Annotated in this window: 2 protein-coding genes; both read left to right on the top strand. The window is 73.8% G+C overall.

Annotation, left to right across the window (positions count from 1 at the left end):
• On the top strand, positions 1-582 hold a 582-nt coding region (locus FV223_RS27910), incomplete at its 5' end, for an RsmB/NOP family class I SAM-dependent RNA methyltransferase (RefSeq protein ID WP_147729910.1).
• 139 nt (positions 583-721) lie between these two features.
• Positions 722-1,183: an aspartate 1-decarboxylase gene (gene panD, locus FV223_RS27915; RefSeq protein ID WP_147729911.1), complete on the top strand. Its 462-nt coding sequence runs from the start codon at positions 722-724 to the stop codon at positions 1,181-1,183.
• Positions 1,184-1,255: the final 72 nt, after the last annotated feature.

Genomic DNA, 1,255 nt, shown 5'->3' on the forward strand with positions numbered 1-1,255 from the left:
GCCGACCTCTGCGCCGCGCCGGGCGGCAAGACCGCGCAGCTCGCGAGCCGGGGCGCCGTGGTGACCGCGCTGGACCGTTCGGCCCCGCGCCTGGAGCGCTTGTCCGAAAACCTCGCCCGGCTCGGGCTGACCGCCGAGGTGGTCGTCGGCGACGCGCTCGCCTTCGAGCCCCCAAAGCCGTTCGACGCGGTGCTGCTCGACGCGCCGTGCTCGGCCACCGGCACGATCCGCCGCCATCCGGACGTCGCCTGGACCAAGACCGAATCCGACCTGATCCGCCTGCACCTCCTCCAGGCGCGCCTGCTCGACAAGGCCGCGACCCTGGTGCGGCCGGGCGGGCGCCTCGTCTACTGCACCTGCTCGCTGGAGCAGGAGGAGGGCGAGCGCCAGGTCGCCGCCTTCCTGAAGCGCAACGCCGCGTTCGAGCGGGTGCCGGTGCGGGCGGACGAGGTCGGCGGCGTCGACGGCGTGATCAACGCCGACGGCGACCTGCGCACGCTCCCGGCCGACCTCGAAGGCTCGGACAGCCGGCGCGGCGGCCTCGACGGCTTCTTCGCGAGCCGGCTGCGGCACAAGGGGTAGCGCGGGGGGCAGGGGAGCGTCCCGACCGGCCGATTGCCACGCAGGCATGCGCCGCCGTAGGAAGCGCGACGCGACCGCCCCGACTCGGAGGTGCGGCCGCGCATCGCCGGGCCGACGTCGCCCGGCTCGGGGGAGCATGATGCAGAGCTTCGTTCGGGCCAAGCTGCACGGCATCCGCGTGACGGGCGCCGACCTGAACTATCACGGCTCGATCACGCTCGATGCCGACCTCTGCCGCGAGGCGGGGCTCGATCCGCTCGAATTCGTCGAGATCTGGAACAAGATGTCGGGGGCGCGGATCAGCACCTACGTGCTGTACGGCCCCGCCGGCTCGCGCTGCTGCGTCCTGAACGGCGCCGCCGCCCGCACCTGCCAGGTCGGCGACGAGGTCATCATTGCCTCGGCGAGCTACGGCGGCGTCGACGACGTGATCGCCCACAAGCCGCGCGTGCTGATCTTCGGCGACGGCAACGCCGTGGTCGACCGGGTCGTCTACGACGTATTCCGCGACGACGAGGGCCGGCTCGACATGCGCATCCTCGAAGCGGAGACGGGCGCCGAGGAGCCGCCGCGGGTGGCGACCCACATCCGCGTGGCGTGAGCGTCGCGCCCCCTCGGGACGGAGGAGGGAAGCGGCGTCGCCCGCCGCGGCGCGGCCTCAGGTGGCGGGGAG

The organism is Methylobacterium sp. WL116, from assembly GCF_008039455.1.
Lineage (GTDB): Bacteria > Pseudomonadota > Alphaproteobacteria > Rhizobiales > Beijerinckiaceae > Methylobacterium.